This is a genomic window from Bartonella sp. CL25QHWL, assembly GCF_042195335.1.
GTDB lineage: Bacteria > Pseudomonadota > Alphaproteobacteria > Rhizobiales > Rhizobiaceae > Bartonella.
On sequence record NZ_JBHIOE010000054.1, the window covers coordinates 1 to 1,537 of the forward strand.

Below are 1,537 nucleotides of genomic sequence, written 5' to 3' on the forward strand. Positions count from 1 at the left end.
GATCAATTTTATTGAAAAGTTGCGTGAACACTGTAAAGTCCATGGAATTCCTCTTTAACGAATTTTCAACTTTTTATCACCTTGAAACATAGATACATGCTAAACGCGTTATTCGCATTTATACATTACCTAAGTATTTTCATTACGATATCTTGGCTTTGATAAAATCTCTGTGCCTCTTTGAATTGTTCGGATAGTACTGAACCTTCTACATTGGCTTTTGTTTTTATCGTATGGTAGGCATCCCGTTTTTTTCATGGTCAAAAATTTTCATATCAAGTTCGCGTCTTTTCCTTTTGATAAGTGATTGCTCAGCATTACGTAAATGCGCTACCATTTCCATCTTTATAAATTCATTTTGGATCATGGCTAACGAACCATCGATATGTGCTTGAAGATCTGCAATATCTTTCAGGTTTTCTTTTGTTTGAATTTCATCTAATAGATGTTCGAGGTATTTAAAACGATTTTCTACGTTTTCAAAAGTTTCTAAACTTACAGCTTTATCTTGTATCGATGCAAATTGTAAACGCTCCGAAATAGCTTTGCCCATTTTATCAAAAGTCCCAGAAATTTTGTTTTCTTCCTCTAATACCTTTTGATATGATTCCCTTGAAAGCTTATCTTTCTTATAGAGCGATTCTGGTTCTTTGAGAAAAAAACTAGAAAATTCAATTTTTTTAGGTTCAGTTTTCTGATTCTTTGTTATAGCTTGATAGGCTTTTTCTATTTGTGAAACTTGTTTTTTTTTCAACTCAAGCTGTTTTGTTAAGAGCTCAATAATTTCCTCTTTTTTTAAAAGCTGAAGGATTTCCGAATATTCTGCTGATAGAGCAGGTTGTGGCGTTGAAGCAGGTTGTGGCGTTGAAGCAGGTCGCGACTTTTTAGGTGATTTTGGCTTTGTTTTACGTCTAACTTTAACATCTCTAGTGCGTGTTGAATCTGACAAGCCATAATATGTAGTATATATTCGACCGTCGTTTGTTCGGCGGATTTCTTTGTTATTTCTATCATACACCACATCTTTGCTATTTGCATATGCTGGAGCTAGATTCAGCATTCCCAAAAGGGTGATCATTCCTGTTATAATAAATCGCTTTTTCATCTGTCTCCTCGCTTGATTTCGGCAGGGATTGTTTTATTAATAGGTACACGGTTCCTATCATTTGGCTGTTTTAGCTTTGGTGCTAATGCACAAGCCGATAAAAGGTTTGCAATCAAAATTACAAGAATAATCGACTTCATTTTAATATAACTCTTTTTTATTGTTATATATATATCCTGATATTTGTTGTTATTATTATTATTTTGAACATAAAGTAAAGTGTATAGTTTGCGATAATTGATCTTTTCTTAATTTCATTTTTTAATTTATAAAAACAGCTCAATTTCAGTGCGAATATTTTTTACTGTAGGATTGGATATCCTTGTTATTTTGTCATATGGGTATTAAGGGCGTTTGTTACGGGAACCATTGCTTTTATATCCTCTAGTTTCTATGTCTCCATAGATGTCCAAATGTAATGCCTTTTGCGAG

At 33.1% G+C, this 1,537-nt stretch carries 2 protein-coding genes; both read right to left on the reverse strand.

Features of this window, described 5'->3' with window-relative positions:
- Positions 1-226: 226 nt before the first annotated feature.
- A complete protein-coding gene (locus ACFILY_RS09400) occupies positions 227-1,105 on the reverse strand; it encodes a type IV secretion system protein (RefSeq protein ID WP_375637966.1) in 879 nt (292 codons plus the stop codon).
- Positions 1,102-1,245: a TrwH protein gene (locus ACFILY_RS09405; RefSeq protein WP_273791747.1), complete on the reverse strand. Its 144-nt coding sequence runs from the start codon at positions 1,243-1,245 to the stop codon at positions 1,102-1,104. The genes ACFILY_RS09400 and ACFILY_RS09405 overlap by 4 nt, the downstream gene beginning before the upstream one ends.
- Positions 1,246-1,537: the final 292 nt, after the last annotated feature.